At 50.3% G+C, this 25,287-nt stretch carries 26 protein-coding genes; 11 read left to right on the plus strand and 15 right to left on the minus strand.

Annotation, left to right across the window (positions count from 1 at the left end; all coding sequences use genetic code 11):
* Positions 1-53: 53 nt before the first annotated feature.
* Positions 54-2,024, plus strand: coding sequence for a tRNA(Met) cytidine acetyltransferase (locus KDX31_06120; protein ID UTW04577.1), 1,971 nt, complete (start codon positions 54-56; stop codon positions 2,022-2,024).
* A 13-nt stretch (positions 2,025-2,037) separates the two neighbouring features.
* On the opposite strand, the gene KDX31_06125 is transcribed toward KDX31_06120, so the two are convergent.
* Positions 2,038-2,865 (minus strand): MOSC domain-containing protein, encoded by an 828-nt coding sequence (locus KDX31_06125; GenBank protein ID UTW04578.1) that lies wholly within the window; start codon positions 2,863-2,865, stop codon positions 2,038-2,040.
* A 19-nt stretch (positions 2,866-2,884) separates the two neighbouring features.
* Positions 2,885-4,186 (minus strand): O-antigen ligase family protein, encoded by a 1,302-nt coding sequence (locus KDX31_06130; protein ID UTW04579.1) that lies wholly within the window; start codon positions 4,184-4,186, stop codon positions 2,885-2,887.
* 164 nt (positions 4,187-4,350) lie between these two features.
* On the opposite strand from KDX31_06130, the gene KDX31_06135 reads away from it, so the two are divergent.
* The 4 genes from KDX31_06135 to ybaK all read left to right on the plus strand — a co-directional run bounded on the left by KDX31_06135 (position 4,351) and on the right by ybaK (position 6,269).
* Positions 4,351-4,569, plus strand: a complete 219-nt coding sequence (locus KDX31_06135) for a DUF3820 family protein (GenBank protein UTW05313.1) — start codon at positions 4,351-4,353, stop codon at positions 4,567-4,569.
* A 90-nt stretch (positions 4,570-4,659) separates the two neighbouring features.
* On the plus strand, positions 4,660-5,199 hold the full coding sequence (locus KDX31_06140; GenBank protein UTW04580.1) for a hypothetical protein: 540 nt from the start codon (positions 4,660-4,662) through the stop codon (positions 5,197-5,199).
* Between the two features lie 37 nt (positions 5,200-5,236).
* The gene (locus KDX31_06145; GenBank protein ID UTW04581.1) at positions 5,237-5,788 is read left to right on the plus strand and encodes a hypothetical protein; all 552 of its coding nucleotides are present in this window, start codon (positions 5,237-5,239) and stop codon (positions 5,786-5,788) included.
* Positions 5,789-5,795: 7 nt separating this feature from the next.
* Positions 5,796-6,269, plus strand: a complete 474-nt coding sequence (gene ybaK, locus KDX31_06150) for a Cys-tRNA(Pro) deacylase (protein ID UTW04582.1) — start codon at positions 5,796-5,798, stop codon at positions 6,267-6,269.
* Positions 6,270-6,383: 114 nt separating this feature from the next.
* On the opposite strand, the gene KDX31_06155 is transcribed toward ybaK, so the two are convergent.
* The 5 genes from KDX31_06155 to KDX31_06175 form a co-directional block, all read right to left on the minus strand.
* Positions 6,384-7,757, minus strand: coding sequence for a sigma 54-interacting transcriptional regulator (locus tag KDX31_06155; GenBank protein UTW04583.1), 1,374 nt, complete (start codon positions 7,755-7,757; stop codon positions 6,384-6,386).
* A 26-nt stretch (positions 7,758-7,783) separates the two neighbouring features.
* Positions 7,784-8,257, minus strand: a complete 474-nt coding sequence (locus tag KDX31_06160) for a hypothetical protein (GenBank protein UTW04584.1) — start codon at positions 8,255-8,257, stop codon at positions 7,784-7,786.
* Positions 8,250-9,671 carry a HAMP domain-containing histidine kinase gene (locus KDX31_06165; protein UTW04585.1) on the minus strand — a complete coding sequence of 474 codons (1,422 nt, stop codon included), beginning with the start codon at positions 9,669-9,671 and terminating at the stop codon, positions 8,250-8,252. Before KDX31_06165 ends, KDX31_06160 begins: the two co-directional genes overlap by 8 nt.
* A 40-nt stretch (positions 9,672-9,711) precedes the next feature.
* Entirely contained in the window at positions 9,712-10,077 is a 366-nt protein-coding gene (locus tag KDX31_06170; protein UTW04586.1) for a hypothetical protein, read from the minus strand.
* A 215-nt stretch (positions 10,078-10,292) separates the two neighbouring features.
* Entirely contained in the window at positions 10,293-11,177 is an 885-nt protein-coding gene (locus tag KDX31_06175; GenBank protein UTW04587.1) for a fumarylacetoacetate hydrolase family protein, read from the minus strand.
* A gap of 141 nt (positions 11,178-11,318) precedes the next feature.
* Between KDX31_06175 and KDX31_06180 the strand changes: the two genes are divergently transcribed.
* Positions 11,319-12,584 carry a hypothetical protein gene (locus tag KDX31_06180; GenBank protein UTW04588.1) on the plus strand — a complete coding sequence of 422 codons (1,266 nt, stop codon included), beginning with the start codon at positions 11,319-11,321 and terminating at the stop codon, positions 12,582-12,584.
* Between the two features lie 14 nt (positions 12,585-12,598).
* On the opposite strand, the gene KDX31_06185 is transcribed toward KDX31_06180, so the two are convergent.
* The 4 genes from KDX31_06185 to KDX31_06200 all read right to left on the minus strand — a co-directional run bounded on the left by KDX31_06185 (position 12,599) and on the right by KDX31_06200 (position 16,162).
* The gene (locus KDX31_06185) at positions 12,599-13,315 is read right to left on the minus strand and encodes a DnaJ domain-containing protein (protein UTW04589.1); all 717 of its coding nucleotides are present in this window, start codon (positions 13,313-13,315) and stop codon (positions 12,599-12,601) included.
* Between the two features lie 14 nt (positions 13,316-13,329).
* Complete coding sequence (locus KDX31_06190) at positions 13,330-14,028, minus strand: VWA domain-containing protein (protein ID UTW04590.1); 699 nt, start codon at positions 14,026-14,028, stop codon at positions 13,330-13,332.
* A 109-nt stretch (positions 14,029-14,137) separates the two neighbouring features.
* Entirely contained in the window at positions 14,138-15,853 is a 1,716-nt protein-coding gene (locus tag KDX31_06195) for a lysophospholipid acyltransferase family protein (GenBank protein UTW04591.1), read from the minus strand.
* A 120-nt stretch (positions 15,854-15,973) separates the two neighbouring features.
* The gene (locus tag KDX31_06200) at positions 15,974-16,162 is read right to left on the minus strand and encodes a hypothetical protein (GenBank protein ID UTW04592.1); all 189 of its coding nucleotides are present in this window, start codon (positions 16,160-16,162) and stop codon (positions 15,974-15,976) included.
* A 229-nt stretch (positions 16,163-16,391) separates the two neighbouring features.
* Between KDX31_06200 and KDX31_06205 the strand changes: the two genes are divergently transcribed.
* The 5 genes from KDX31_06205 to KDX31_06225 all read left to right on the plus strand — a co-directional run bounded on the left by KDX31_06205 (position 16,392) and on the right by KDX31_06225 (position 20,982).
* The gene (locus tag KDX31_06205) at positions 16,392-16,679 is read left to right on the plus strand and encodes a helix-turn-helix domain-containing protein (GenBank protein UTW04593.1); all 288 of its coding nucleotides are present in this window, start codon (positions 16,392-16,394) and stop codon (positions 16,677-16,679) included.
* Between the two features lie 75 nt (positions 16,680-16,754).
* Positions 16,755-17,825 (plus strand): DNA polymerase IV, encoded by a 1,071-nt coding sequence (dinB, locus tag KDX31_06210; GenBank protein ID UTW04594.1) that lies wholly within the window; start codon positions 16,755-16,757, stop codon positions 17,823-17,825.
* 27 nt (positions 17,826-17,852) lie between these two features.
* Complete coding sequence (locus KDX31_06215) at positions 17,853-18,470, plus strand: nucleoside deaminase (GenBank protein UTW04595.1); 618 nt, start codon at positions 17,853-17,855, stop codon at positions 18,468-18,470.
* Between the two features lie 79 nt (positions 18,471-18,549).
* A complete protein-coding gene (locus KDX31_06220; protein ID UTW04596.1) occupies positions 18,550-20,112 on the plus strand; it encodes a SulP family inorganic anion transporter in 1,563 nt (520 codons plus the stop codon).
* Between the two features lie 69 nt (positions 20,113-20,181).
* Complete coding sequence (locus KDX31_06225; protein ID UTW04597.1) at positions 20,182-20,982, plus strand: sulfite exporter TauE/SafE family protein; 801 nt, start codon at positions 20,182-20,184, stop codon at positions 20,980-20,982.
* 388 nt (positions 20,983-21,370) lie between these two features.
* Here the strand turns inward: KDX31_06225 and KDX31_06230 are convergent, their stop codons facing one another.
* The 4 genes from KDX31_06230 to KDX31_06245 all read right to left on the minus strand — a co-directional run bounded on the left by KDX31_06230 (position 21,371) and on the right by KDX31_06245 (position 25,213).
* Positions 21,371-21,721 carry a HopJ type III effector protein gene (locus KDX31_06230; GenBank protein UTW04598.1) on the minus strand — a complete coding sequence of 117 codons (351 nt, stop codon included), beginning with the start codon at positions 21,719-21,721 and terminating at the stop codon, positions 21,371-21,373.
* Between the two features lie 58 nt (positions 21,722-21,779).
* Positions 21,780-22,718 (minus strand): 2-dehydropantoate 2-reductase, encoded by a 939-nt coding sequence (locus tag KDX31_06235; protein ID UTW04599.1) that lies wholly within the window; start codon positions 22,716-22,718, stop codon positions 21,780-21,782.
* Between the two features lie 110 nt (positions 22,719-22,828).
* Positions 22,829-24,322 carry a DEAD/DEAH box helicase gene (locus tag KDX31_06240; protein ID UTW04600.1) on the minus strand — a complete coding sequence of 498 codons (1,494 nt, stop codon included), beginning with the start codon at positions 24,320-24,322 and terminating at the stop codon, positions 22,829-22,831.
* Between the two features lie 75 nt (positions 24,323-24,397).
* Positions 24,398-25,213: a methyltransferase domain-containing protein gene (locus tag KDX31_06245; protein ID UTW04601.1), complete on the minus strand. Its 816-nt coding sequence runs from the start codon at positions 25,211-25,213 to the stop codon at positions 24,398-24,400.
* Positions 25,214-25,287 lie beyond the last annotated feature (74 nt).

Genomic DNA, 25,287 nt, shown 5'->3' on the forward strand with positions numbered 1-25,287 from the left:
CTGACACACAGACCGTGTAAAATTCAACCCGGGTGAAGTATAAGGATAGAACAGTGAACAGCATACAACCGGTTTGCGAAATAATTGAGTCTGTATTGAATAATGTTCAGCAAAGGGAGCACCGACAGCTGGTGCTGGTCAGTGGCTGTCGAGCGTGGTGTCAGCAGCAGATCTCAGGCCTTACTCGTCCCGCTGCCCGTATACTCTGGATTGGCGATGCCGGGGTGGGGCTGATACCGCCTGCATCGCTTAAACCGGTTAGTGCCAAGCAGACTCACCAACTGTTGGGGCAGGAAAGTGATTGTATTCTGTTTGATTGCTGGAGCGGTTTTAATCCGAATGGTTTTGGTCAGGTGGCCGGCACACTGGTGGCGGGGGGGATTTTTGTTTTGATCACTCCTCCTTTATCAGCGTGGCAGCTTTTTAGTGATCCGGAGTATGACCATATCGCTGTGGAGCCTTACGGTGCGGCAGATGTTGGCCGCCGTTTTATCCGTCACCTGCTGAAAACCATTGCGACTGATAATGATCTGATTCAGTTCGCTGAGGATCAGCCTTTCCCGGATCTTTCATCATTGACCGTTGCCTCAATCCCAGATCCCCATTCTGGTGATCAAACACGCTTAGAAAGCCCTCCTGTTTCGGCGCCGTTCAGAACAGTGGATCAGGAAGTAATGGTTAAACGCTGCCTTGAAGCCGTCCGACAACCGAGGGCCGTGCAGGTGGTGACCGCTGACCGGGGGCGGGGGAAGAGTGCTGCGCTGGGGATCCTCGCTGCGGTAATAATGAAAAGGGGATTAGCTGGAACCGGAGCGGCGGGCAAACGTGCTGATGCTGAGCATTCTGATGATCTTAACAGTCGGGTTGAGATTATCTTAACGGCCCCATCCCGGGGGGCTGTGCAGTCGGTTATTACGATGCTGGAAAGGCTATTGCCTGCTGGCCTTCTGGAGCACCAGAAGGATCGCTGGGTGTTTGGTCAGACGCGGTTGAGGTTTATGCTTCCCGATCAACTGTTACAGCAGAGACCCGCGGCCGACCTGTTGCTTATTGATGAGGCGGCTGCAATTCCAGCACCGGTATTACTGGGGCTCCTGGAATATCCGCGGGTTATCTTTGCCTCAACGCTGCATGGCTATGAGGGAACCGGACAAGGGTTTGCCGTGCGCTTTATGCCCTATCTTGACCGTATTGTCCCCGAACGGCAGTTGCTCACTATGCGGCAGCCTGTGCGCTGGGCTGAAGGTGATCCCCTTGAACGGTTTACCTATAAAGCACTGTTACTGGATGCGGAGCCTGCAAATCTGACTGAGTGTCCGCAGGACAGTGCCGGTGTGAGTTTTAGAAGACTGGCCCGGGATCAGCTGGTAACCGATAGCGAAATGCTGAAACAACTGTTTGGCTTGCTGATTCTGGCGCACTACCGGACCACACCTGGCGATCTGCGTATACTTCTGGATAGCCCCAACATTGAGGTGTGGGCCGGATTTACCGGGACTGAGGGGGAGTCTCAACTGGTCGCAACCGCTTTGCTTGCCTATGAGGGACCGATTAACACTGGGTTGGCAAACGCGATAATGGATGGTACCCGCCGGCCGAAAGGTCAGTTGATTCCCCAGACACTACTGGCCCATTGTCATATACCGGAAGCGGCAGAGTGTCGTGGGGTCCGGGTAATGCGCATTGCTGTGCATCCTCAGCTTCAGCGTCGGGGCATCGGTAGTGCTCTGCTGCAGGCGATCGAACAGGGTTGCCCCGGTATCGACTGGTTAGGCACCAGCTTCGGAGCAACTGCCGATCTGTTGTGCTTCTGGCAACAGTTTGGCTTGCGACTGCAGCGGCTTGGTCATAACCGGGATAAAGTCAGCGGAACCCATGCCGCCGTTATGTTGCGGGGAATCTCTACTGCAGGGATTCAGTTACAGGAGAAAGGGACCCAAAAAGCCAGGCAGCAACTGCAAAGGTTATCGGCTTCGGCAACAGCAACAATCAGTGATGAATTGTTCGATGTATTAGCGTTATGAACGGGCCTTTTAACTATTCAGGAAGGTATTTTTGTGGCTGACCAGTTTCTAATATTTCGACAGGATCATTAATACTGATGATCCCGCTCTTCAGCGGGATCATGTTTTGCCCGAAATGGGCTTCACCATCGCTGCCTTTACGGTATCTCTTTAAGACGCTCAGGGGCTCCCGGTCTGGATTGCGTTCCAGGGTTGTCGGGTTTGTCGTGGTAAGGATACAGCGGCCGCAGGGCTTGACCAGGGAAAATTCGGCAGTGCCTATTCTTATCTTTGTCCAGCTATCCTCTTCATAGGCGGCAGTGCCGCGGACTACCAGGTTGGGACGCATCTGATCCATCTGCACCGGGTTGCGGCAGCGGCTGCTGAGATCTGCGAGGGATGCTTCTGAGATCAGTAACAGCGGATAACCATCGGCAAAGGCTGTCTGATGGTGTGGGAAATGTTTCAGTGGCCGGTTTGATGCAGCACCAAAAAACAGTAACCGGCAATCCTGACCAAGATAGTCAGCGAACCAGCGATCAGCGATAGCGGAACAGTGTTGTGCTTCAATATGATCCTGCCATACCGTGATCGTTTGATAATCGTGGCTGAACTCATGATAGTTCAATTGCAGATCCGTTTGACCCGGAGCCGAAACGATCAGCCCCGCGGCTGTAAGCGAGGCCCTGATATGCAGTAACTGAGGCCGGGTACGCGCGGTTAAGAACTTTCCCTCAGTGGTACACAGTACAAAACGACGGTCAAATTCCAGCCCGAAACCGGTTACCGTGGCGCGGGACAGGTGTAAACCTGCGGTCGATTTAATTGGATAAACAATAATATCGGATAGTTGTGTGTGCATTGGTATTTATATTCTGGGCTCAGGCAGGTGTATTACGAGCTTTATTTAAGCTGTTACTTTCCTGTAATGACAACAGGATTGCAATGGCTGCAGTAAATAAGAACAGGGGTTGGGCAAAATAAAGTGCCCCGGAGGTGAGGCTCAGGAGGCAAAGGCTGAATAGTATCAGTGATGAGGTTAACGCGTGTACCAGTCTGTCATTCTGATAGTGTATTACGCTATAGATGATCTGTCGGCATAGAGCTGAAAATAGCAATAGCGCTATTATCAGTCCCACTAAGCCGGTTTCCAAAAATAATTGAATAAGGCTGTTGTGAGGATGCATAAATTGACTGCTGTCGCCTCCGGAGCGAATAAAGGAAGCCTCCATACCTTTGCCAAACCAGGGAGACTGTTTCCCTGCGTTGATTGCATCACGCCATAGGGTGGCACGTCCGCTAGACAAATCAGGGGCAGTATCCTGCTTCAGTTGCGCTGCTTTGACTTCCTGAAACTGGTGCTGGATCCGGTTCGGACCGTTCCAGTCGTAAACCGAGCCAGCGGTTGCGAGTATGATTGCCAGGCACGCTGAGACTAGCAACCTACTGCCAGTCTTAGCGAGTTTTTTTCTGTTTGCAATCATCACCAGTAGCACCAGTCCGATCATTGTCACCACGATTCCTGTCCTGCTTCCAAGCCAGATCAGAAAGCTGAAGTTGAGAATAAAGGCGAAGGTCATCAGATTTGTTTTAACCGGACTGCTGGAATGTATTAACAGCAGAGCGGCCGAGGTCAGCGTGGCTGTCGCTACAGTAAAACCCGTATGGCGAATATTGGCAGCGAATAATGCATTTTTGATCATATAGTCAGGCCCGACATGAAGAATCAGGGCGTAGAAATAGTACAACAGCGCAATAACCGAGCTTGAAATCAATAATGTGTAACAGAAAAAAAGCACACCGTATGCAGAGACCCTGAGGAAAATTAAAAGCACCAGCAGGTAGAGAAGGTGGATATACAGAGAGGCTGTTTTAATAACTGAAAAATCGGCAAAGGGGCGTTCATAATACCAGCGATCCAGTGCAGCCAGTGTCGGAATAGATAAAAACAACAGGGTTAAAATAAGAATGCCGGAAGGTATGCGCAGTCGCATACTACAGCCTTGACGAAACAGGAAAAACAACGCACAGACGATAAAGATGATTTCAAAGGTAGATACCTGTAACAGGCTGACGAACACCTTAGAACTACCGCTGAAGCAAACGGCTGCAGTGGTAACACAGAAAACAGCGGTGAGAAACTGATCGCACTGTTTGTCAGCTAGTTGCTGAATTGAGGCCATAGTGAGTTATCCGATATCAGACTATTCGCAGTCATCCTTTGAAAAACGTATGCAAGCTCAGAATCGTTTTCTACCAGTAAAAGCGCTTATGGCAGACCTTATTTTCACTATAGTGTAGTAGAATTCAGCCATTAAAATTTTGCCTGATCAGGACATCAATGGAAATTACACCGCAACGTCTGGAAAAGCTGGCCAATATGCCGATGCCCTTTGGTAAATACAAAGGACGGATTCTGATGGATCTTCCTGAACCTTATCTGGTGTGGTTTGCGGGTAAGGGGTTTCCTGAGGGCGAGATTGGAATTCTGCTGCAGATTCTCTATGAGGTTAAACTTAATGGCCTGGAAGATGTTCTCAGGCCGTTGAAGCGTTCGTATACATGATGTTTGTTCAATTCAGCTCCTGCTGCGCTGAGGTTGCTGCTCCCGGGTTTGTAGCTCATACTTTCTACAGACATTTTCTGGGAGGCCCCGATGAAAATACTGACTTTTTTACTCACCCTGTCTCTTCTGGCTTTTCTGCCCGATAGTTCAAACGCAGCATCTGCACAAGAGATCGACGCAAAAGTTAATCAGGCTCTGAAAGAGTTTTATCACCACAGTCCGGCAGGAAAAGAGCTTGCCAGTAAAGCCGCTGGGGTGCTGGTCTTCCCCGATGTGATTAAAGCGGGAATCGGTATCGGTGGCGAGTATGGCGAAGGCGCTTTGCGGGTTGGGGGTAAAACAGCCGCTTATTATAATGTGGCATCAGCGTCGGTTGGTTTTCAGCTGGGGGCACAGATTAAATCAGAGGTTCTGCTGTTTATGAGCCGTGAGGCACTGGACAAATTTCAAAAAAGTGATGGCTGGGAAGCGGGCGTTGATGGCAGTGTTGCGCTTGTGACAGTGGGGGCAGGAGGGAAGATAGATTCAAATACGGTGCAGCAGCCGATTATCGGTTTTATCTTTTCCAACAAAGGCTTGATGTATAATCTCAGCATCGAGGGTTCGAAAATAACCCTGATTGATCGATAACAGGACTTAACAATTCAGTTTCAGGCAGGAGCTTCCTATGCGTAAGAGTATGATCACTTTTCTTGTAGCGACGACATTAGTCGCTGCCCCGGTGTCTGTATTAGCCAAAAAGCCGGAGGGGGTAGGAAATGGTGAGCCCCGTAACGAGTATAAGTTGGAGCATCAACAGTCGGGTTCACAAAATGAACATCGCCAGCAGGAAAAGCATTCTGACCGGGTTAGCCAGGAGGATCGTCGGCGTATTCAGGAGTACTATCTGAGTAAAGACAGGGACAGTAAGGAGGTAAACCCTGGCGGTGGCAAAGGCAAAGATAAACAAAGAGCTTTGCCTCAGGGATTGCAGAAAAAGCTGGATCGGGGTGGTCAGTTACCTCCGGGATGGGAAAAGAAAGTCGTTGCGGGCGAAGTGCTGGATTATGAACTCTATCGACATTCTGAACGTCTGCCTTACGATCTGGACAGAGAATTAGGCCGGGCGGCAGGTGAGGAATATCGACGGGTAGGTAATAAGGTTGTAAGAATGCTGGAAGGCGATGCAACCGTTATCGATGTTATTGATATTCTTGATACCACTGGCGTGTTGCAATAATTAGACTATGACTCCAGCAATTGAACTGGCCAAAAAGGCTAACATCAGTTTTAGCGTACATGAGTATCAGCATGACCCTAAAACTGATTCTTATGGTGAAGAGGCATCTGTTGCACTCAATGTCAGCCCTGATCGGGTTTATAAAACCTTGATGGTGGCCGTTAATGGGGATAATCGACAGCTCGCTGTTGCGATTGTCCCTGTGTCGGGCCAGTTGAACCTTAAGGCGGCTTCGAGTGCTTTGAAAACTAAGAAACTAGCCATGGCTGATCCGAAACAGGCGCAACGCAGTAGTGGCTATCTGGTGGGTGGCATAAGCCCTCTGGGACAGAAAAAACCGTTGCCGACCCTGCTGGATGATTCTGCCGGTCAGTTTGAAACGATCTTCGTGAGTGCAGGAAAACGGGGGCTGGAGATTGAATTAAGCCCCGCTGACCTGTTGCGGCTGACCAATGGGTCAATGGCAGGCATCGGTCGCTAGCGGCTCAAGCCAATAGTGTGCTTTCTGCAAGCGGATCGTTATCTGTTGTTTCAGTGTGTTTTTCTTACCTGTAAAAAAGGCCATCAATGATGGCCTTTTTTAATCCGTTAAAGTTTACCCGGCTTTTTGTTGATCGATGTACTCATGGGCTTTACGCCCGGGTTTAAACTGGGATGCCTCTAAATCGTGCTTGTTCAGCAATTTATAAAAGTCGGTCCGGTTTCGCTGGGCAATTTTTGCTGCCTGGGTCACGTTCCCCGCAGTGATATGCATTACTTTGCTGAGATAACTTCTCTCAAAGCTGGACCGGGCTTCGTTGAATGACGGAATTACCCGGTCCTGATTGGCGATTGCCTGATTTACCAGGCCTTCGCTTATTATCGGAGCACCGGACAGCGCAACGGTCTGCTCAACTACATTTTCCAGTTGACGAACATTGCCGGGCCAGGCCGCCTGAGCAAGGATATGCAGAGCGCCTGGCGAGATACCTTTGACTTTGGGGTTGTGTCTTTTCGCGGACTGTTCAACAAAGTAACGGGCCAGCAGTGGAATATCTTCCGGACGATCCCGCAGAGGAGGAAGATCCAGATTCACGACATTAAGTCGGTAGTAGAGGTCTTCGCGGAATTCGCCATCCTCCATTGCCAGCTCAAGGTTGCGGTGGGTAGCGGATATTACCCGGACATCAATCTCGATAGAGCGGGTTGAGCCTACAGGGCGTATTGTACGCTCCTGAATAGCCCGGAGCAGTTTTACCTGGAGGGGAGGGGGCATATCGCCAATCTCATCCAGGAACAACGTCCCACCTTCCGCTGACTGAAACAGCCCTTCATGCTGAGTGACTGCACCGGTAAATGCGCCTTTTGCATGGCCAAACAGCTCTGACTCGAGCAACTGTTCCGGTAGTGCGCCACAGTTGATTGCCACAAAGGGTTTATCGCAGCGATCGCTGGCATTGTGGATCGCCTTTGCCATCAGTTCCTTACCGGTACCGCTGGGGCCGGTGATCAGAACACTTACATTAGACTTGGCAACCCGTTCAGCCTGACTCAGACGCTCATTCATCAACTGGCTCTGGGTCACGATAGCGCTGCGCCAGCTATCATCCTGTGCATGAGCAGAATCCAGCGCTGAGTTGATAGTGCTGAGTAACTGTTCTTTATCGATAGGCTTTGTCAGAAAACCGAAAATACCTTTCTGAGTCGCGTCGACGGCATCCGGAATGGATCCGTGAGCAGTAATAATCACAACGGGCAGGGCCGGGTGGTCTTCCTGGATGGCTGAAAAAAGTGCCATCCCATCCATGCCGTCCATGCGCAGATCGCTGAGCACGAGGTCCGGGGTTTCATTTTTAATCCGCTGCAGTGCTTCAGCACCGGAGTTGGCGGTATCAATACGATAGCCAGAGGCACTCAGGCGTAAGCTCAGGACTTTCAGGATACCCGGATCATCATCCACGATAAGGATACGTTGCTGAGTAGACTTCATAGTTGTTCTCCTCTCTGTCTTTCTTTCTATCGAGACAGATCATTCTCAATGCGGGTTAATGCTTCAATCTGTTGCTTGAGCTTATCGCGTTCGGCGGCAAGTGCTTTGCGCTCAAGGTCTACAGTATTCAGAGCGCGCTGTAACGTCATAACAGCTTGTGTGTACTGATAGCGCACCCGCAGGTATTGTTCTGCATCACATTGGGGTGTTTTATCCAGATCAAACTGTTCAAACAGCTCTATGGATCGCTTTAACTGGGCGGTTGTATTTTCGGGTTGGCTGAGAAGCATTGCCTGGATGATTATTTGATTGTCATCTTCTGCTTGCTTCAGCATAGCCACTTTTTCCTCTGGTCGGGATTGCTGATATTGCTGCTCCAGCTTCACCCATTCACCCATATCTCCAGTAATACAGGTAAAGTCATTGGCAGGCAGTAACTGCGTCATCTGGCAGCCGCTGAGGGTGATAACTGTAAATACTGCTAACAGCGCTTTACTCATCTGAGACGTGTCCTTGATTCGGTATACTGATCATAAAACTAACATAACCATCCCGATTGTTGTGAAGTTCAAGATTACCTCCCATTGCTCTAATCGCTTCCCGGGCAATACTCAGACCGATACCGGACCCTTTTACTGACCCTTGGCGTTTATTTACGCCCTGGTAGAAGGGGTCAAATAGCTGATCAAGGTCAGTCACTGGTATCTCGGGCCCGGTGTTGCCGATCTCTATTCTCAGGTTTTCATTTTCTGTCGCCAGGGTTATCTTCAGCAGGCCGTGTTCGCTGCCGTAAACCGACGCATTAGATATCAGGTTACTCAGTGCCCGCTGTAATAATCCCTTTTCGATTGCCCATGTGTAGTCCTGTTTAGGTAGTTTTACCTCGATCTCTTTCTGTTTCAGCAGCAACTGATGAGAAGCCAGCGATTCCTTGATGACCGGCAGGATAGATTGAGCTTGCAGATCATGCTCGCCTCCATGCTGTAACCGGTTGTAATCAAGTAACTGCTCAATCAATGATTGCAGCGAAAGGCTGTTTTCCTGCATCAGGTTGATGATTTCTCTTTGACTCTCGGTCAGGGGGCCGGCAAGCTCCTCGGCCAGTAGGTCGGTCCCTTCTCTTAGTGTCGTCAGCGGTGTTTTTAGTTCATGAGACATATGCCGTAAAAACGCTTGTTTCTCCTGTTCAAGCAGCTGGAGATGGGTTTCCAGCCATTCCAATTGCTGGTTAAGAGCAAGAAACTCCTTAGGTCCACTGAAGGGCTCTGACATATCCAACTGGCCATGTCCCAATGCTTTTATTCGCAGCATGAGCTGTTTGACCGGTTGAGTTATCCGGATACTGAAAAACAGGATCAGGATAGTAGACAACGTGATCAGTAGTCCCGCCTGGAGCCAGAGCAGATTTTGCTGCTCTTCTGCTTTAGCATTGAGAAACTCCAGCCGTTGGTCGAGTTTTTTGCGTGTGTCGTCATAGAGTGTCTGAGTCAGAGGGACCAGCTCAGTAACTTTTTCGCCGGTGGCTTTATCCAGTGGCGACTCTTCAAGCTGTGCGATCAGTGCAAAAATTGTTTCTATATTACCAGAATCGATCAGAAAGCTGTGTAGCTGTAGAAGTTCTTTATACTCAGAGAGCTGGAAACGGAAACGCTCTTCAATTTCGATCTTTTGGAGTACGTCATACTGTCGCGCAGAGCGGACAAGATCACCCGACAGTTCTCTCAGATGCTGGCTACGGCTAAAAAAGTCCAGGGCTTCTTTGGCGTGCTCGCGCCCCTGGCGCGATAGAGTCACCATAGAGTCTGTTGCCTGGTAGATGAGAATTCCAAGCGGCGCAACTACCAAAAAAAACGCCAGAACCACCAGTTGCATCAATGATCGGGTCTGCAGCGAGGAAACCTTCTCAGTATTCAAGTTATTTATAGCGTAACGTTTCCTGAGCTATTGTATGAAATTAGATAATTCTCAGTGCCGTAAGTGTCAGAATATTCCTCAGTCCTTTGATCTCTTCCTGCAGTGGCTGGATCTCTTGCTGGTTCAGAACCCCGTCATTGTTGATATCCAGCTTGTGAAAACTGCTTGCCAGTGACGGATGCTGCCGCATCTCTGCCAGTGAAACCTCATTGTCGCGATTCCTGTCCAGAGACTCAAACATAGAGAGTGAACGGGTTCTCTTAACAGACGTATTGTCTTCAGGAAGTTCTGAACGGATATGTTCAATAACTTCTGTGTTGGAGAGCCGCTCCAATGATCTTTCAGGTTCAGCATGAACCAGTGTTGCAGTAAAGGTCATTGATAATAGTACAGTTGCCACACGCATCTCGATCTCCTGGAAATTGCTGGTTATCTGTTGATAAGCAATTACCAAGCCGGCTAACTAAAAATCATTATAAAACAATAAGTTAGTTTTATTCTGCCACCTATTTAGCTAACTATAGTATGAACTAACTTTGAAATATTGTCTCTTAAAAGAGACTCTGAAAAGGCTTAAGTTTATAAATTGCATATAAAACAATAGCTTATGTGGTTATGAATTTAAGACAGGGGGTGTTTACTAATAAAGCTATTGCGCTCTGGTTCCTGTCGAACCGGGTTAGTTAATCGGCCGATCCCTTCAATCTCTATGGTGACCTGGTCGCCGGGTTTCATATAACCTCTTGGTTTCATTTTGACACCCACTCCGCTACAGGTTCCTGTGGCGATCACATCCCCGGGTTTAAGGGTGCAGACGGATGACAGTGTGGCGACCAGTTGATAGCAGTCGAAGATCAGGTTACGGGTGTTGGAGTGTTGGCGCAGTTCATCATTCAACCAGGTTCTCAGCTCCAGATTGTGAGGATCCAGGCTATCTGATGTCACAATCCAGGGGCCCATAGGGCCGTGGCTGTCAAATGACTTTCCCAGTGTCCAGGTAGGCGATTTGATCTGCCAGTCCCGGACGGAGACATCGTTGACGATGGTGTATCCGGCAATGGCCCGGGGTGCATCCGCTTCACTAACGTTACGGCAGTATTGCCCTATCACCAGTGCCAGCTCGCCTTCATAATCCAGCTTATCAGAAATGTTGGGCCGGTAGATGGGAGCGCCCGGATCGGTGACGCAGCTGGACTGTTTATTGAACAGAGTAGGAAACTCCGGTGTTTCAAGGCCGGTTTCTGCAACATGGTCAGCATAGTTGAGACCCACGCCGATAAATTTTTCCGGTTGAGGAATAGGCGCAAGCAGGACGACCTGATCCAGATTCAGGGATTCTTGTATGTTGTTTTCAAGTTGTTCCAGTCTGGGTTTTAGCTCATCCAGGCGGCACAGCAGGTCGGGCATAGAGTCTGAAAAATCGGCGACCGGTATGGGGATTATCTGTTGCTCTTTAACTATACCCAGCTGTTCTTTTCCAGAATGAAGAAACCGTGCGAGTTTCATTAAGCGCTATTCCTGAGTGTCTGAAAGAGATCGTTATTTTAACAGAGTTTAAACCTATAGTTCAGTGCCCGTCATGCTTTTAGAGAGAGCCGTTGCAGAGTATGCTAGGGCTCTTTTATTTATCGATGAATTGCTACGCTGATGATCCGAAATACCCTTTCTATAGCTGTTTTTATGATACTCGCCGGGTGTGCGGTAGAAAAGCCGCAGCCTTTATCGGCGCCGGTTTCGTTACAGTCGCTCGCCGGGGTTATCGTCGAACGGGCAGGAGATCTGTGGTTTCAGCCTTGTTATGAAAGGCTCTGGTGGCAGGTAGAGGATAATACTCAGCAGCAGGAGCTGACTGGTTACTATCGTCAGTTTTCCATGCTCAGCAATGAAGAGCTTTATGTTCAGTTGCAGGGGGAGATTAATCCGCAGCAGAGTAATAAACTCCGGGTACACGCTGTCGATACCGTCGGTGGTACAGCGCAGACCTGTAACTTCCGTCTCGAAGGGCTTCAGTACAGGGCCGCGAGTAGTGATCCTATCTGGGTGGCCGACATCATGGCAGACCAGGTGATTGTAAAAAGTGTAAATCCTCCCGGTAGTTATCGTTTCCATACGGTAAACGAATCAGAAAAAGCCAATGATCCGTCAAGTCAATTAGCGACTGCAACGAATGGTGACGCAGAGGACACTGATCGTTCAGGCGGAGGCTCTGATTCGGCAGTGGTTGCGCTATACCGGGAAACAGCGTCGGCTAAGAGTCCGCTGCAGATCAAAATTATCCAAACGCGCTGCGTCGATTCCAAAACCGGTACGCTATTACCTTTTACCGCTGAGATGAGTTTATTCGGTCGGCTTTATCAGGGGTGTGCCAGAAAAGGGCATCCGGTCAGCAGTGAGATAAACGGTTTTTACTGGTATCAGCCTGATGGCGGATCACAGGTGATGTTTAAACTTTCTTCCGGACAGCGGGTTCAGATGGTGACCCGTGACGCCAGAGGCAAGACAGTGGCGGAGCGTGGCCGCTGGCAATATCTTCAATCGGGTAAGCTGATTTTCAGTATGCGCGATGCCGAGCAGCAGGAGTACCTGATGTTATTCACACGGGAGTCTGATGGTCGGCTGGTATTGCAAACCGGCTCTGAGCATCTGGTCAGCTACGGCGCTGCTTTTAAACTATGGAGGCCATCCGGGTTGAGTGGCGGTCAGTTGCTGACGAACCTTCCAACCGGCGGGAAAGCGCCGCGCTCGTTAACACAATCGCCTGTAGCCGACGCTGCTTCAGCGGTGCCGCAACTGCAGGCACCATCAGGGATGACAACGTCGGTGCTGGCAGACTCACGGGTTCAGGCCGCGGACATCGATGATGAGTTGCTGAATGAAATTAACGTTCATGAAGCTGATCAGCCCCGGGATTAACCGGTAATAAAGGCTTATGACAGCTTTTTCAGCAGAAGGTCTTTAGCCTGGTTTATCTCTGCTGCCAGATAGTCGCTGCCGCCCCGGTCGGGATGCATTTTTTGCATCAGTCGGCGATGCGCCTCAATGACCTGTTTTTTTGATGCTCCAGGTTCAAGCCCCAGAATCTGATATGCTTTTTCGGTGTCTGAGAGTTCTGAATTACCACTCTCCTGGCCTTTTGTGTCATCTTTGCGCCAGCTATCGCCAAACCGCTTATCCAGATAGGTCTCCAGTAAGCGCGCTGACTGCTCATCGGTTTTACGACAGTAGTTCAGCAGTTCGATAAACTCTGATTCACTGAGGCTGGACAGTTGTCGTCCTTGCAGGGGGCCTTCAATCACCTCACCCTCGAGAGCGCTGGTGTCATGATCCAGTTGCATCTTCAGGATACGGCTGTTCACTTCAGATGTATTACCTCTGCCGTGCTGCTTATTCTGGTAATGTTGAAAGAGTTTTGCCACAAATGGCAACAGGGGAATAAGTCGCCGCGCAAACGGCAGTGAAATAGCCAGCAATGCACCGATCAGATTGAGTTTGCCCGTCACCAGCAGATAGAGGATCGCCGCCGCTAACACCCCTATGAGTAGCATTATGTTGGCTTTGCGCTGATCCGCAGGTGATTTGCGGCGCAGCCAGAGAATCCAGCCCAGCACAATTAATCCGAGCAGTATTAGAACGATTGGGTTCAAGAGGTTGATCCTTACTATTTAAGCTGATGGGTGAGTTTCAGAATATCCGGATTCCCCTTTTTTGCATATTCGAGCAGCGCCCGCCGCCCTCCGGTTGCATATACAGCCACCGCACTGAGTAAGGCTTTCAGGGTGGCAGCGCTGCTATTATCGAAACGGCAATAGGCCCCGCCCGATAGTTTGGCCATCTGTTTGAATGCATGGGCGGCGGTAATGTCATGTCCCTCCTGAAAAATAAACAGAGGAGTCGAGTGGATCCCCAGCTTGCCTGCCAACTGACAGAGAAAATCAACGGGCTCTTCAACACAATCACCGATAAATATGATTGCCTGAACCGGGTGTTGCCGGGTTTGTTTCAGGCTGTGTTCCAGCAGGCGGGCTATCTGGGTATGCCCGCCGAGACACTTAACGCTATTCATACGGTTCAGCAGGCTGTTGGTATCCTGCAGCCATTCGCTGGCACTGAACTGGTTCAGACCGCCATAGTGGCAGAGCTGTACGGAAAGTTTTCCCAGCTCCCGGGTTTGCAAAAACATTTCGCTTTGAAGGTGGCAGGCATGATCCCAGGTTCTTTCACGGCTTGCGGTAGCATCCAGAGAAAAGATCAGCCGGGCGTCACCAGGGGCAGGTGCAGTGAGTTGCTGTGCCTGTTTCAGGAATTCTTCGATCTCCTGATTACTGGATACCGTACTGACGGGGTGTTTATCTCTCATATAGTTTCAGACCTGATGTTTTTTTGTTAGAACCGAGGTGGCTTCTTTTCAAAGTCTGGCAGAAAAAAAGGGGCCTTGCAGCCCCTTGTTGTATCGAAAACTAAATTGCTTAGTTCAATAGGCCGATATAGCGGGCCCGTTTTTTCGCTTTCAGGTAGTTCATATCCACCAGAACCAGTCCATCAACACAGAAGTTAAAGTCAGCATCTACGCCGAAATCAAGGAAGCGAACCCCTCCCTCTTCACAGACATCAGCATACTGCTTGTACAGGGTGGGCACAGCGCAGTTGAGAAAATCCATCTGCTGCTTCAATATTTTGAAATCCTCTTTATAGTCGGAACCACAAAACAGTTGTTGCAGATCTGTGATGGTCTCTGGTTTAAGAGCATAGGGAGTGAATGATTTTCCCAGTTCATCTCTGTCCGGGAAGTAGAGTCGGTAAAAATAGACCAGCAGGTCCTTAGCGTGTTGTGGATAGCTATTGCTCAGGCTTACCGGACCGAACATATAGCGGACTTCCGGATGACGTTTAAGGTAGGCGCCAATGCCATACCAGAGATAATCAAGGCTGCGCTTGCCCCAGTATTTTGGTTGCACAAAACTGCGGCCCAGTTCGATTCCCTGTTCAAAAAATTGTTGCATCGCCGGGCTGTAATTGAACAGTGTCGAGCTGTATAGCTGATCATCTTCGTTGTTATTCATCTTCCAGGCTTCCGCCAGACGGTAGGCACCGACGATCTCCAGCTCCTCCTCATCCCAGAGAATCAGGTGGCGATAGTGAGAGTCATAGCGATCGAGATCGAGCTTTTCACCGGTACCTTCACCCACGCAGCGGAATGAGACCTCCCGAAGCCGGCCAACTTCACGCATCACTGCAGAATCTGCCTGATAGTCAAACAGGTAGATTCGCTTACCATCGGCGGTTTCCCCCAGCAGTTCTGACTTCTTGAGCTCTTGTTTCAGTGCTTTTCGATCCTGAGGGCGGGCAATGGTTTTCTCAGTTTTGAATAGCGGGTTTTTGTCTCTGGCCAGGCGATACAGGTGTTTGCGTACCATCTTGCATTTTTCAGGCCCTGAAACCGGTAGTTTATCCAGCTGGCTATAGGGTATCGGTTCACCGATTTTAAACTTCAGGTTCATGGAATGTTTATTAAACATCTCCCGGGGCAGTAACAGTGCTGCCAGTGTACGGTTGATGCCGGAGATGGTGTAGAACAGAGAGGAGTTTTTCCCGCCAATGAAAACTGGCAGGATCGGGCTGTTAGTTTTTTTGGCAAAGTGCAGGAAGCCCTGATTCCAGTTACTGTCTTTGATGCCGGTTGCACCGGCCCGGGAAACCTCACCTGCGGGGAAGACGATGACCGCTTCTTCGTTATGTAGCGCGTTATTGATATTGGCAATATCCTGCTTGCGGGTCGCCCGGTTCAGGTTATCAACGGGTAGCAGCAAAGGGCTCAGCTGTGAAAAGGATGACAGCATGTCGTTGGCAACAATGCGTACATCCTTACGGATCTCGCCAATCATTTTTAGCAGTGCCAGACCATCAAGAGCGCCCAGAGGATGATTCGCGATGATCAGAACCCGGCCGCTGGAGGGGATGTTCATCAGGTCTTTATTGGACAGGCTGTAAGTGAAATTGAAGTAGTCCAGCACCTGATCAATAAACTCAAACCCCTGGTAGTTATTGTTATCCTCAAGAAATGCGTTGACCTCCTGCTCATGAAACAAACGACGCAGCATAAATAGCGCTGTGTTTCGGATGATCGATGGCTTAGAGGCAAAAGTGGGGTATTTTTCGGTGATGACCTGTTCGACGTTGACCACTGTGTCTGACCTTTCCTGTTACTGTTCACATGTTGAATTTATGTGATTTTAATGACAGTAGGTTGGCAGAAAGGTGACGATCTGGTTACAGGTGCTTTTGTGTGTGAGTAGAAGGAGAGATCAATCTAATTCAAGTGAATCTTTCCAGGGATCTTTATCCTCTTTGCGTCGGCCATGGTTTTTACGCCGGCACGTTTCAAAACGAATCATGTCCCTGCGATCTTTCCTTTTGCGACGATCAGTACCCGATCGTTTCTCAGTATATAGCTCATCATGCTCAGATTTTTGTGTGGTCTGGTCTGTGTCCATATGAATCTGCTCTGCTAAATGTACTCTGCTAAAGAGTGAACCGGTTATATATGAGTTTTATCTTAGAGGTGTTTTTATGTTTTTTCGAGAACTAGCTGACCAGAATGGGGATTAGTGTTATTCAGATTGATCTTTTTAGGTTTTCAGCTTGACGCTAAACACTATAATCTTCTAAGTTAGCGGTTAGGAATTTTAAGGTTCAAGTGCATCTAAGGGAATAGGCGTTTTTATGGAAAGTCTGAACACGACATTTGCCCGTCGGCTTCTTATCTCTCATCTTATTACCACTGTTGAGCGTCCCAGCGTACCTGTTTTAATGGCGAAAACAGGCTGGCCGCGTCGTACCATTCAGGATGTGATCAAAGCGATTCCCGGTATGGGGGTTAACATCTATTTCAAACAGGACGGCCGGCGTAATAACGATGGCTATTATGTTATCGATCACTGGGGGGCGATCAATCCCGACTGGTTGCGTCAGAATATTGATGATGTGAAGAGTACGCTGGAATTCAATTAACTGTTTTTTTATACAGTATTTCGTAGTAGGCTTAGAATAAACGCAATCACCCTCAGCGTTAATCCGGGCCTGGCAGTGACAGAGACACTTCAACGAAAAATAATCCATTGCGACTGTGATTGCTTCTTTGCTGCAGTCGAGATGCGGGATGACCCCTCGCTCAGAGACATACCGCTGGCCATTGGTGGCTCCTCTGATCGCCGTGGGGTGATCTCTACCTGTAACTATTCGGCGCGAAAATTTGGTATCCACTCCGCCATGGCGACGGCTCAGGCGCTTAAACTGTGTCCGGGCCTGAAAGTGATTCCGGGGAATATGGAAAAGTATCGCCAGGCTTCGGCTGCCATTATGGCGATCTATGAGGACTATACTGATCAAATTGAGCCACTGTCGCTGGATGAAGCCTATCTTGATGTGACCGGCACCACGATAAAGGGCGGCAGTGCCACCCTGATCGCAGAGGAGATTCGACAGCGGGTTAAGCAGACGGTTGGCATCACTATCTCGGCAGGGGTCGCGCCGAATAAGTTTATTGCTAAAATCGCCAGCGACTGGAATAAACCCGACGGCCTGTGTGTGATCACTCCGGATCAGCTGGAGTCGTTTGTACTGCAGTTGCCGGTCAGTAAAATCTACGGTGTCGGCAAGGTTACCACGGCGAAGCTGCATCAGATGGGGATTGATACCTGTGCCGATCTGCGGACGTTTAGTATGGCACAGCTGGTAGACCGCTTTGGCCGTTTTGGTAAGCGGCTCTATGAGCTGAGCAGGGGAGAGGATGATCGGCCGGTCAGAACCAGCAGGGAGCGTAAATCGATCAGCGTGGAGCACACTTTCCCGGCGGATCTGCCGGATCTGGCAAGTTGTCTGGAGCAACTGCCGACTATGCTGAGTGAACTTGAGTCGCGTTTTTTGAAATATACGGATCAGCGGGAGATAGCCGGAGGTGTGATTAAGCTGAAGTTTTCAGACTTTAGTCAGACAACGGTGGAGCAGAGTGGGACGGAGTGTCCATTGGCGCTTTACCAGCACCTGTGTCGGGAAGCCTGGGAGCGGGGCAAGAAAACAGTACGGTTGATTGGTGTTGGTTATCGGCTCAAACCAAAGAACCAGCAGATGGCGGTACAGTTAAAGCTACTTGAATGATTTAACCGGCGGGGGATAAGGTTTCTGATGGACAATACTGATAAAGCAAACCCCGCCGCAACGGGTGTTGATACCGCAGCCTTTATACGGCGTATCGATCAGCTGCGTCCCGATCCGGATTATCGCGACGACTCTCATGGTCTCCATTGCTGCCGTCTGGCGCTGGATGCGCTGGAGCAGGGAAATTACGGCGTTGCCGCGATTCTGACTGATCCGCAGGGGGAGGTGGTGGCGCAGTCAGAGAACCGGGTTTTCAGCTCAGGCCGTAATGACAGGGGTCAGAGTGAGCGGGCCTACCACAGCAGTGCTCATGCTGAGATGTTGCTGATTGATCAGTTAGAAGAACAGCAGATACCTTATCCGCCTGAGCAGCTGACAATGCTGGTTACTCTGGAGCCCTGTCCGATGTGTCTGGCGCGTCTGCTGTTATCCGGAATCGGTTCAGTTCGATATATTGCCCGTGACCTCGAAGGAGGGATGCTTAGCCATCTGGATAAGCTGCCGCCGGCCTGGCGAAACCTGTCCCAGTTACAGAACCATTATCAGGCCCATGTTTCAGAACCTGTCCGCCAGTTGGCCATGGATATCGGCTCAACCAATCTTCCTGCGTTGAGGGCTAAACTGCTAAAGCAGATCCGTCCCTGACCCTGTTTTGTGCGGCTGCACAATGCTATAATCGCGCTTTTTTGTCGCCAGTTCTCTATTTCAGGAAAAGTGTCCCCGTATGCTGCAATTGATTTATAAGCGTTCTCAAAGCATGAAATCCGACGTGTTGTCCGGTCTGACCGTCGCGCTGGCGCTGGTGCCGGAGGCTGTAGCCTTTGCCTTTGTCGCCGGGGTTGAGCCTCTGGTCGGTCTTTATGCCGCTTTTATGGTGGGTCTGATTACCGCTACGATTGGTGGTCGCCCAGGTATGATCTCCGGTGCAACCGGTGCGCTGGCGGTGGTGATGGTCAGCCTGGTGGCACAACATGGTATTGAATATCTGTTTGCCACGGTGGTTCTGATGGGAATATTTCAGATTCTCGCGGGTACTTTTCGCCTGGGTAAATTTATCCGTATGGTGCCTCACCCGGTGATGCTGGGGTTTGTAAATGGTCTGGCGATTGTTATTTTTCTGGCGCAGATGAAGCAATTTCAGGTTGCAGATGCCGATGGCGTGCTGGACTGGATGCAGGGGGCGCAGCTGGGAGTCATGCTGGGACTGGTTGTACTGACGATGGCGATTATCCATTATCTGCCTAAGTTAACGAATGCTGTTCCGTCGACGCTGGTGGCTATTCTGGTGGTGACCGGAATCGTTATCGGTCTGGATATTGATTCAGCCCGCAGTGTACAGGACGTTCTGATTGATATGACCGGTAATCCTGCTGCAAGCATCGCCGGTGGTCTGCCACAGTTTCATATTCCGATGGTGGATATCAACCTCGAAACACTGAAGATTATCGTACCTTACGCATTAATTCTGGCAGCGATAGGACTGATTGAATCACTGCTGACACTGACGTTAATTGATGAAATCACGGAAACCCGTGGTCGTGGTAATAAAGAGTGTGTGGGGCAGGGAGTTGCTAATGTGGCGACCGGCTTCTTCGGCGGCATGGGTGGCTGTGCCATGATCGGTCAGAGCATGATTAATATCAGCTCTGGTGGTACCGGTCGGGCGTCAGGTATCTCTGCTGCGCTGTTCCTGTTGCTTTTCATTCTGGTCGGTTCCAGCTGGATCGAGATGATTCCAGTGGCGGCACTGGTCGGAGTTATGTTTATTGTGGTGATCGGCACCTTCGAATGGGCCAGTATCAACCTGATGCGTAAGATTCCACCCTCGGATGCCATTGTGGTGGTCACCGTAACGGTGGTGACTGTGCTCACCGATCTGGCGATTGCGGTTATTGTGGGTGTTATTGTGTCTGCTCTGGTGTTTGCCTGGAAGCATGCCAAGCATATGCGGATTGATACCAGTATTGAGCAGAACGGCTTTCTCAAGGTTTACAGACCCCATGGCCCGCTATTCTTTGGCTCAGTACAGGCATTCCGGGATAATTTCACCCCTAAGTTTGATCCTCAGGAGGTGATTATCGATTTTGCTAACTGCCGGGTGATGGATCATTCCGGTGTTGAAGTAATCGATTCATTGGTGGAACGATATGAGAAGGCGGGTATTGATATCCATATTCGTCATCTGAGTAATGAGTGTATTCGACTGCTTGAGAAAGCGGAAAGTGCGGTTGAGATCAACCGGGAAGAAGACCCGGATTATAAAGTGGCTGACGATAAGCTGGCCTGATCTGCTACTTGTTATATCCTGAAAAACCGCGACAATAGTCGCGGTTTTTTATTTTATATGGATTAGGAAATGGATATTACTCTGATTATCGCGTTTATTATGCTGGGAACCGTGGTTGGTTTTCTCGCGGGCCTGTTAGGCATCGGTGGAGGTCTGGTGATGGTGCCGGTACTGACATCCCTGTTTATCTGGCAGGGTATTCCTCAGGAGCAGGTGGTACATCTGGCGCTGGGCACCTCCATGGCCTCGATTGTGATTACCTCAATCTCCAGTATGCGTGCCCATCATAAAAAAGGCGGAGTGTTGTGGCCGGTGGTCAGGCTGATCGCGCCCGGTATTGTTGCCGGTGCTTTTCTGGCGACGTTTCTGGCTTCGGTTCTGAGCTCTGCAACGCTTGGGATATTTTTTGCGTGCTTCCTGGTTTATGCATCCATTCAGATGTTTATGAATATCAAGCCAAAGCCTTCCCGGAACCTTCCCGGAACTCCGGGTCTGTTTGCCGCGGGTGGTGTGATAGGCAGCATCTCGGCACTGGTTTCCATCGGCGGCGGTACTCTGACGGTGCCTTATCTGAGCTGGCACAATATCGATGTTAAGAAAGCGATCGGCACTTCTGCCGCAATCGGTTTACCTATCTCCGTTGCAGGGTCACTTGGCTATCTTGTGAATGGCTTATCTGCGGATATGCAGATCGATTATGTGTTTGGTTTTATCTATCTGCCCGGTGTGGCTCTGATCTCGCTGATGAGCTATTTTATGGCGCCTGTCGGAGCTCATGTTGCTCACCGGCTGCCAGTGCCGGTGCTGAAAAAAGTATTTGCAGTCTTGTTGTTAGGGTTGGCGATCAAGATGATCAGTTCGGTGATCTGAAACCGAAGCGATTCATTCCGCAGGCATAAAAAAAGAGCTACAGGTTGTCCCTGAGCTCTTCTTTTAACTGTTCTTGCTTTTGCCAGCCTGTGTTAAAGCAGGTCAGTACTGTAACCTCTTCGTAATCCCGGAAGAGGCTTCCCATCCATGGAAACTTATTGCGAAATACCCGTCAGCGTCCTGCCAGTAGGTAATCTCCTTGTCGCGTTTATACTTCCGTGTCCTCCAGGCTGTTCTTCAAATCCGTGAAGAGCGTCGATCCAACGGAGGCCAGTATCCTCATGTTGTCGCTGTGTGAATATAGGAAAAAGTCTTAATTTAGTCTTAACTGTGCGACTAGAGTGACTGGGCAGGTGTCTGAAGCAGATGACAGGCTGTCCGGCCGGTTTCAGGTCAGGCTTTTCGCTGTTAATGCGGCTTGTCCGAAGTTGATTCCTGACCAGCCATGCAGCATAAAGTTACGGATGTTACCGTGGTCACTACCCTGAGGCTTCTCTAGTACATCCTGACGGTAGAAACGACCAAAGCAGTTAAGGGTCTGTTGTTCTGACAGCTGATTTATCTGGGCGAAAGCAAAGATTTTACAGGAGCCCTCATTGGTTCCTGCGTCATTGACCAGATCGCCGTTGGTAAAGCGGGTTGGAGTGTAGTCATAGTGAGCTGTAATAATGGCCATCGTGTCTTCAAAATCAAAACCACTATTGCTATCAAGTTGCTCAATAAAATGCTGAAGATCCATTCGGTATTCCTGTTTGTCACTATTTTAAGAGATTTAAAGGTATTGAATAAAAAGAGGGTTATTCCTGCTGTTGCAGCAATGCATGCACAAGCTCGGTATTGGGTACCTCGATGTTGAGCTGGACCGCGCGCTGTATCACGGCACCGCTGATGCCGTTCAGTTCCAGTGGTCGTCCCTTCTCTTTGTCGACCAGCATCGATGTTTTGATGGCGTCAAAACTGCTGATCAGCTCAAACATCTCATCTACATCCTGCTGACTGAGTGCCACATCATCCGCTTTGGATACTGCGGCGACCTCCTGCATCATGCGGTATACGGTTTTACCGTAGACCGGGTGTGATGTCAGTGTACGGGTGTCCAGTCCGGTTAAAGCGGAAAGCGGATTTACGCCATTATTGATCAGCAGTTTGCGCCACAGTTCGTGACGGATATCCGCACTGAGCCGGGCAGGGATACCCGACTGATTCAGTGCCTCTGCAAATGGCTCTAATGCCGCAGGGCTGAAAATCTGCTCACTGTTATGGTTTGGCCAGCTACCCATCATCACCTGAGCGGGGCCTGTGGCCTCAATCCTGCCCGGGGCGATGATATGACCACCGATTCTCACTGCCAGTCCTCCCAGGGTACGAGAGCGCCCCAGCGTCTGTTCGATCAATGGCTCGTTATCGACACCGTTTTGCAGGGATAAAACCGGCACTTCAGCGGCTTTTAGCCAGGTATTTAGCTGTTGCAGGATCGGGGCGGTGGCGCCCGCTTTGAGTGTCAGCAGAATAAGGTCGAAATCAGCGCACCGGTAATGGTTTTGCAGCGTATCAATATCGACAGCGTCGACGGCTTGGTTAAAGCTGAGGTCAGGATGCGTCACCTGCAGCCCGTTCTGCTGCAGCGCCTGAAGGTGCTCGCCCCGGGCCAGGTAGCATACCTGATGGCCCTGAAGCTGAAGTCTGGCGCCGTAATAGCAACCGATTCCACCGGCACCGATGAAAAGAAAACGCATAGTGCTACCTGCTCATATCAGTTTCTGGATGAGGATAGCACTTTACCTGAAAAGGTGACGATTTCCACCCGGGTAGCGGTTGAGAATGGCGAATTTAATCGTGGGAAACGTTAACCGCGGGATATGCCAGGTTTACCGCGAGCCGGACGACGATTGCCTGGCTTTGCGGGGCTGTTTCCGCCGCTGGTGGATCGACCACCACGGTTCGCCGGTTGCTGGCTGTTGCCTGAGGCGCTGCCTTGTGCGGCTTTAGCCGGTGCCGGTTTCCGCTGAGCGGGTTTGCCTGCAGTTGAAGCGGGCTCCTGACGGTTTCCGCCGCTGGCGCGGTGGCGCTTGTTTTTACCTGTCGGTTTGTGGCCCCGGGCAACATCAGCCGAGCGCTGCCCATCCTTGTGCTCACTCTGGGGCTTGGCGCGTTTAGGCTTGTTCGGCTTGCGCTTACGGCTGTTCAGACTGGATTCGGGCAGGTTGTGCAGCGGCTGGAAACCCAGCACCTCTTCCCGGTCAAGTATCCGGCCAATCAGATGCTCGATATCGGACAGCTGATCAAATTCATCGGCACTGACCAGTGAGATCGCCTGACCGCTGGCACCGGCACGACCGGTACGACCGATCCGGTGAACATAGTCTTCCGGGACATTGGGCAGATCAAAGTTGACAACCTGTGGCAACTGGTCGATATCCAGACCGCGCGCGGCAATATCGGTCGCTACTAATACCTGTACCTTGCCCTGCTTGAACTCTAACAGTGCTTTGGTGCGGGCGCCCTGACTTTTGTTGCCGTGAATGGCTGCAGCATTCACGCCACCGCTATCCAGGTGTTTGCATAGCTGGTTTGCGCCCCGTTTAGTGCGGGTAAATACCAGTACCTGATGCCATTGGTGTTCTTCCAGCAGGGCACTGAATAGCGCAGACTTCTGTTTCTTATCAACCGGGCAGATCCACTGTTTTACTTTAGTGGCAGTGGTGTTGCGTGGAGTGACGGAGATTTCGATCGGGTCGTTGACCAGCCCTTTGGCCAGGTTGCGGATCGAGTCAGAAAAAGTGGCTGAGAACATCAGGTTCTGGCGCTGTTTAGGCAGCAGGTTGATGATCTTTTTGATGTCGTGGATAAAGCCCATATCCAGCATCCGGTCCGCTTCATCCAGTACCAGTACTTCAACTTTGTTAAATTTAACCGCGTTCTGATTATAAAGATCCATCAGACGGCCCGGTGTGGCGATAAGGATATCGACACCTTTGCGCAGCTGCATCATCTGCGGGTTAATGCTGACACCGCCAAAGACGACTGCTGAGCGCAGCGGCAGATGCTTACCATAGTCCCTGACGCTTTCAGCAACCTGAGCAGCCAGTTCCCGGGTCGGGGTCAGAATCAGTGCGCGGATCTGATTGCCCTGGGCACGTTCACCACGGCTTAGCAGTTCCAGAAGAGGCAGAGTAAAACCGGCGGTTTTACCGGTGCCGGTCTGGGCGGCGGCCATCAGATCCTTGCCCTCCAGCACGGCCGGAATCGCCTGAGCCTGAATCGGGGAAGGGGTCTCGTAACCTTTATCGGTAACGGCATCAAGTATCGGTGCCGACAGGCCCAGATCAGTAAATTTCATGCACTCTCTCTATAAACAGGATTGTCAAAATGACGAGCGCGAAGGATACAGGAAAGGCGGATAGAATGGCAGTGATTATGCCTTTGCGATACAACTCAGTTGCCAGACCTCTACCGCGCCCTCATTGAGGTTGGCGATAACATTTACGCCCATCTGACGGAAGCTGTCACCGAAAATCTGCAGGGGAGAAACTGATACCGTATTTTTACCGGAATGTTCTTTAGAGGCCTGTCGCTGACGCCATTGCAGTGCGGCTTCTGACCAGTTCTCTGCAGTGTTCAGCTCAAAGCCATTCTGTTGCAGAACATCGGTTAACTGCGCAAAGGTCAGAATATGTGATTGTGTGGCTGATCGTGCCCAGGGTACAGGGTAATGCATCCGTTCCGGGTTGGCTCCCTCGAGTACTTCGTGCAGCAGTAGCGAACCCTCATTATCCAGTACTCTCAGACACTCCTGCAGACAGCGGTCAGTATGCGGAATATTGAGTAAACTATGCTGGAAGATAATGCAGTCAAAGCTGTTGCTTGCAAAGGGGAGTTGCTGGGCGTCGCCGGTAATAATAAGCGATGCCGGTAGATGGGTCAGTTGAGTGAGCGCGCTGTTCAGGGCATTAAATCGGTGGGTGATATCAATGCCGACGATCTCAGCACTGCAGCGGTTGCTGATCATTCGCATCAGTCCACCCGCTCCGCTGCCGATTTCCAGAATGCGCTTGGGTTGGATCAGATCCAGTTGTTGCAGTAGCTTTTCGGAGGCTTTGATACCGCCGATATGCAGCTGATCTATGGGTGCCAGCTGATAGAGAGTCGGGCCTTCGGGATAACGTTGCCGAAGTTGCGCCAGCAGGCCGGTTTCTTCCATGTGATCGCTATAGTGCTGATCTATATCCATGTTTATTCCAAAGGGTTAAACAAAAAAGGGCTCAGCTATTTTTTAACCTCAAGCTTATAACCTGAAGTTAACCC

The organism is Amphritea atlantica (assembly GCA_024397875.1).
GTDB lineage: Bacteria > Pseudomonadota > Gammaproteobacteria > Pseudomonadales > Balneatricaceae > Amphritea > Amphritea atlantica_B.